Here is a 5178-nt window from a genome sequence, read left to right on the forward strand (position 1 = left end):
GCAAGATCAAGAGCAAGAGCAAGAGCAAGAGCAAGAGCAAGAGCAAGAGCAAGAGCAAGAGCAAGAGCAAGAGCAAGAGCAAGAGCAACGGCTACAGCGGAGCGGCACAGTACAGTTTTGCCTTGTTATTTCAATTGACTGTACTGGCTGGTGACTCCGCATAATGACGCCTCGAATTGACCCGGAGGTGGCATGCGCAAGACAGTCCTGGTACTGGTAGAAACCGTCGACGATTACCTGCCCATGCTGGAGCAGGCCGGTTACCGCCTTATCCGTGCCCCCTCACCGCAACTGCGCGCCGAGGCCATTCAGCGCCACGCCAGTGAAATCGATGCCGTGCTCACTCGCGGCCCGCTGGGGCTGACTGCCGCCGAAATCGACGCATTGCCCAAGTTGCAGATCATCTGCGTGATCGGCGCCGGCTACGAGCAAGTCGACCTGGTTGCCGCCGCCGCCCGCGGCATCACCGTAACCAATGGCGCTGGTGCCAATGCCAGCGCAGTCGCCGACCACACCCTGGCCCTGTTGCTGGCACTACTGCGCGACATTCCCCGTGCTGATGCCAGCACCCGGCGCGGTGAATGGAACCGGGTGATCAGCCCCTCGGTGAGCGGCAAACGCCTGGGTATTCTTGGCCTCGGGGCGGTGGGCCAGGCCATTGCCAAGCGCGCCAATCTGGGCTTCGACATGTCCATCAGCTATCACAGCCGCACGCCGCGCGAAGATGTACCTTACACCTGGTACGACAGCCCGCTGCACCTGGCCGCTGCTGTCGACATCCTGGTCGTGGCCACTCCCGGTGGCGCCAATACCCAGCACCTGGTCGATGCTCAGGTACTGCAGGCGCTGGGCGCAAATGGCTATCTGGTGAATATTGCCCGGGCCAGCGTGGTCGACACGCAGGCTCTGATTACCGCATTGCAGCAGGGTCAGCTGGCGGGCGCCGCGCTGGACGTGTTCGACGACGAACCGGCAGTACCCCAAGGCCTCAAGGCTTTGGCCAATACCGTGCTCACGCCCCACGTTGCCGGCCAGTCACCGGAGGCTGCGCGTGATACCGTGACCCTGGTGCTGCGCAACCTGCAGGCCTTCTTTGCCGGCGAGCCAGTATTGACCCCGGTACGCCCGTAACCCCTTTTCAGACATCTGCCTGGCAAGGCCCGGGCAACAAGGAGTGTGTGCATGCAACTCGAAATCTTCCAGGTCGATGCCTTTTCCGCTGAACCGTTCGGTGGCAACCCGGCGGCGGTGATCCCGCTTGAGGCCTGGCTGCCGGACGATGTGCTGCAGCGCATCGCCGAAGAAAACAACTTGTCGGAAACGGCCTATTTCGTGCGCAACGGCGAAACCTTTGACCTGCGCTGGTTCACCCCGACCGTTGAAGTTGACCTATGCGGCCACGCGACTCTCGCGTCGGCCTATGTGCTGTTCGAGCAACTGGGTGAGCAGGCGCAGGTGCTGCGTTTCAATACCCGCAGTGGCGAATTGCGTGTCAGCCGTGGCGCTGACGGGTTGCTGGCCATGGATTTCCCGGCCAAACAACCGGGCATCGTGGAAACCCCGGCGGGCCTGTTGCAAGCGCTGGGCCTGAGCCAGGCACAGGCGGTGTACCGTAGCGATGACTACGTCGTCGTGATTGATGACGCCCTGTTGCTCGATACGTTAAAGCCCGACTTTGTGGCACTTTCGGCCTTCGACGTGCGCGGCATTGCCGTGACGGCTGCAGGGCGTGGCTTTGATTTTGTCACCCGCTGGTTCGGCCCGCGGGTCGGCGTGAATGAAGACCCGGTCACCGGCTCGGCACACACCTCGCTGGCGCCGGTGTGGGCTGAGCGCCTGGGCAAGCAGGTGCTCAGCTGCGAGCAGGGCGGTGCACGTAAAGGGCAGCTGCGGTGCGAAGTACCGGGCAATGGCCGGGTGATCATCAGCGGGCGGGCGGCGTTGTACCTGCGCGGCACTGTGTACATCTGACGCTTCACGCGATCCTTTGTAGGCGCGGCCTTGTGTCGCGAGCGGCGCAACGCGCGCCCCTCGGCTTTCGCGTAGATGCATCACCCAAGGGGCTGCTTTGCAGCCCGATCGCGACACAAGGCCGCTCCTACACCGACCGCGTTGCAGCTGGCATCTATAATTGCTGGCCCATCTTCCGCTCAAGGAGCCAGCCATGGCCCTGGAAAAACAAGGCACCTGCCTGTGCGGCGCCACCACGCTCAAGGTCACCGTCGACAACACCCATATCAGCGCCTGCCATTGCAGCATGTGCCGCAAGTGGACCGGCGGCCCGTTGCTGGTGGTGCATTGCAGCCAGCCGCCGGTCATCGAAGGGCGTACCCCCAATGTCTACGATTCGTCCGACTGGGCGCAGCGAGGGTTTTGCGGCCAATGCGGCACGCACCTGTATTACCGGCTGAAGTCCAATGACTTCCATGCGGTGCCGGTCGGCCTGCTGGATGGGGATCAGGAGTGGGATTTCGATCTGCAGATTTTTGTCGAGCAGAAGCCCGCCTGGTACTGCTTTGCCAACCAGACCAAAGAGCTGACCGGTCAAGAAGTGTTTGAGCAGAGCAGTTAAAAGTGGCCTGTCGATCCTTCTTGCCAAACCCGTGCATTCCTGAGAAAAGGGCGGCTTTGTTTTTCAGCGTTGGAGTGTGCCTGTGAGCCAAGAACTGCAGATCATCGACCTGGTCGAGGGTGAAGGCAAAGCCGCCGTCAAGGGCGCCCTGATCACCACCCAGTACACCGGCTGGCTGGCTGATGGCAGCGAGTTCGACTCGTCCTGGTCACGCGGCAAGCCGTTCCAGTGCGTTATTGGTACCGGTCGAGTGATCAAAGGTTGGGATCAGGGCCTGATGGGGATGCGCGTTGGCGGCAAGCGCAAACTGCAGGTTCCAGCACACTTGGGCTATGGCGAACGCAGCGTGGGGGCGATACCGCCTGGCTCGGACCTGACCTTTGAGATCGAATTGCTGGAAGTGCTGACGCGGGATGATTGAAGCACCGGACATAATTTAGCAACACCCATCCCCTAATCTAGGCTTGCCTAGGGAACGGCATCCACCTCCAGGGAGGAACCAAACGGGTTCAGGGCACTCTGACGCTCACTCGTTGCCAAGGATGGCATTTACTGCAAGGGCGCCCTGCAACCGATGGGGCGATGTGGCGGGTCAACCCGATTTTCTCTGCCACACGAGCCTGCCTTGATGAAGTTGCCCACATTCTTCCGCCGTCGTCGCCATCTGGTACTGAGCCTGGCACTCACGGTCGTCGGCGTACCGCTGGCGCTGGAGGCTGTCGACAGCCGGGCTCAACCGGTGGATGGCACACAGACCCTGGTGTTCCTGCGCCATGCGGAGAAGCCGGGTGAGGGGCTTGGCCAGTTGAACTGCCAGGGCCTCAATCGCGCACTGGACCTGGCAACCTTGCTGCCAGAGCGCTTCGGTAATGCCGACTACGTGTTTGCCGCCAACCCTTCGCGGCAGGTCGAGGAAGGCAGCAAGGACGAAACCTACAGCTACATCCGCCCGCTGATGACCATCACCCCTAGCGCCATCCGCCTCGGCTTGCCGGTGAATATCGACTACGGCGCCAACGATACCGATGAACTGGCCGATGAATTACTGAGCGACAAATACCGCAACGCGACCATCTACACCGCCTGGTCCCACGGCTACCTGCCTGAACTGATCAACACGGTGGCCGGCAAGGCCTTGGGTGAAGAGCGGGTGATCACCCAGGACTGGAACGGCGATGACTTCGACACCCTCTATGTACTGACCCTGACCTGGCACGACGGCAAGGCTAGCCTGCTCAGCCGCAACGTGCGCCAGGGCCTGAATGACGGTGCGCATAGCTGCCCGACCTGATCCGCTGGTACTGTTTGGCCAGGAAGCCACCACAGGGAAGCGCGATGAAGCAGCGGGTAACGGTAATCGGGGGCGGGGTGGTTGGCCTGGCGACGGCTTACGCGCTTGTTCGTGAAGGGCGGTCGGTTGATTTGATCGAGGCCCGCGACAGCTTGGCGTCGGCTACCAGCTTCGCCAATGGCGGGCAATTGTCCTATCGGTATGTGGCGCCGCTGGCTGATGCCGGGGTGCCGTGGCAGGCATTGGGTTGGCTATTGCAGGGCGAGTCGCCGCTGCGCCTGCGCTTGCGCCTGGACCCGGCGCAGTGGCGCTGGTTGTTGGCATTCACCCTGGCTTGCCGGCGCAGCGTCAATCGCCGAAATGCCGAGCAGCTGCTGGAGCTGGCGCTGCGCAGCCAGGCCGTGCTGGCGCAATGGCGCGAGGACCAGAACCTGGGTGATTTCAACTGGCGGCGCAATGGCAAGCTGGTGGCTTTTCGCAGCGAGCGGGCCTTTGCCCATGGCCGGGCTCAGTTGACGGACCCGGCCAGCCAGCGGGTGCTGGCAGCAGCCGAGTTGCGCGCGCTGGAACCCGCCCTGGAGGGCGCACCGTTTGTGGGTGGCGTGTTCACAGCGGATGAAGAGGTGGGCGATTGCCACTTGTTCTGCCAGCGCCTGGAGGCACTGTTGCGCGCTTCGGGGCAATGCCGTTTCCTGCTTGGGCGGCCAGTGACGCAGCTGGTACGGCGCCAGGACCAGGTCGTAGCGCTGCAACTGGGCAACGAGCAACTGGACGTGGAACAGTTGGTGCTGTGTGCCGGGCATCGTGGCCCAAGCTTGGCATTACCGGGGGTGCAGATACCGGTCTACCCGCTGAAGGGCTACAGCCTGACGGCACCGATCAGCACTGGGCATCGGGCACCGGAAGTGAGCCTTACCGACTATGAACGCAAGATCGTCTATGCCCGCCTGGGGCAGCAGCTGCGGGTAGCGGCGATGGTGGACATTGTCGGGTTCGACGAATCGGTGGAAAAGCGCAGGTTGCAGAGCATGCGACGGCTGGCGCTGGAGACATTACCGATGGCTGCGGATTATGGGCAGGCGGTGGAGTGGGCGGGCATGCGACCGGCGACACCGACCGGGGTGCCGATCATAGGGGGGACGGTGTATCGCAACCTGTGGCTGAACCTGGGGCATGGGGCGTTGGGGTTTACGCTGGCCTGTGGCAGTGCGCAGCGCTTGGTCGAGATGATGGGTTGATAGTACCGGCCTCTTCGCGGGCTTGCCCGCTCCCACAGGTGCTGCACAATATTTGAGAACAGTGAGGTCCCTGTGGG

Annotated in this window: 6 protein-coding genes; all 6 read left to right on the top strand. The window is 62.6% G+C overall.

All coding sequences use genetic code 11. The annotated features are described in order from the left end of the window. Positions 1–192 precede the first annotated feature (192 nt). The 6 genes from ACK1VC_RS10580 to ACK1VC_RS10605 all read left to right on the top strand — a co-directional run bounded on the left by ACK1VC_RS10580 (position 193) and on the right by ACK1VC_RS10605 (position 5101). The gene (locus ACK1VC_RS10580) at positions 193–1131 is read left to right on the top strand and encodes a 2-hydroxyacid dehydrogenase (RefSeq protein ID WP_023047692.1); all 939 of its coding nucleotides are present in this window, start codon (positions 193–195) and stop codon (positions 1129–1131) included. Between the two features lie 51 nt (positions 1132–1182). After that, positions 1183–1971 (top strand): PhzF family phenazine biosynthesis protein, encoded by a 789-nt coding sequence (locus ACK1VC_RS10585; RefSeq protein WP_095116897.1) that lies wholly within the window; start codon positions 1183–1185, stop codon positions 1969–1971. A 193-nt stretch (positions 1972–2164) separates the two neighbouring features. Then, the gene (locus tag ACK1VC_RS10590) at positions 2165–2572 is read left to right on the top strand and encodes a GFA family protein (protein ID WP_016488390.1); all 408 of its coding nucleotides are present in this window, start codon (positions 2165–2167) and stop codon (positions 2570–2572) included. Between the two features lie 82 nt (positions 2573–2654). Continuing rightward, the gene (locus ACK1VC_RS10595; protein WP_016488389.1) at positions 2655–2993 is read left to right on the top strand and encodes an FKBP-type peptidyl-prolyl cis-trans isomerase; all 339 of its coding nucleotides are present in this window, start codon (positions 2655–2657) and stop codon (positions 2991–2993) included. Positions 2994–3200: 207 nt separating this feature from the next. Beyond that, on the top strand, positions 3201–3863 hold the full coding sequence (locus ACK1VC_RS10600) for a histidine phosphatase family protein (RefSeq protein ID WP_191086843.1): 663 nt from the start codon (positions 3201–3203) through the stop codon (positions 3861–3863). A gap of 44 nt (positions 3864–3907) precedes the next feature. Then, entirely contained in the window at positions 3908–5101 is a 1194-nt protein-coding gene (locus ACK1VC_RS10605) for a D-amino acid dehydrogenase (RefSeq protein WP_060519374.1), read from the top strand. Positions 5102–5178: the final 77 nt, after the last annotated feature.

Source organism: Pseudomonas sp. XP2 (assembly GCF_053557975.1).

What these genes read in the sequence shown, in the direction of transcription:
- ACK1VC_RS10580 (WP_023047692.1), top strand. Translation starts at nt 193, where the DNA reads ATGCGCAAGACAGTCCTGGTACTGGTAGAAACCGTCGACGATTACCTG.
- ACK1VC_RS10605 (WP_060519374.1), top strand. Translation starts at nt 3,908, where the DNA reads ATGAAGCAGCGGGTAACGGTAATCGGGGGCGGGGTGGTTGGCCTGGCG.
- ACK1VC_RS10585 (WP_095116897.1), top strand. Translation starts at nt 1,183, where the DNA reads ATGCAACTCGAAATCTTCCAGGTCGATGCCTTTTCCGCTGAACCGTTC.
- ACK1VC_RS10600 (WP_191086843.1), top strand. Translation starts at nt 3,201, where the DNA reads ATGAAGTTGCCCACATTCTTCCGCCGTCGTCGCCATCTGGTACTGAGC.
- ACK1VC_RS10590 (WP_016488390.1), top strand. Translation starts at nt 2,165, where the DNA reads ATGGCCCTGGAAAAACAAGGCACCTGCCTGTGCGGCGCCACCACGCTC.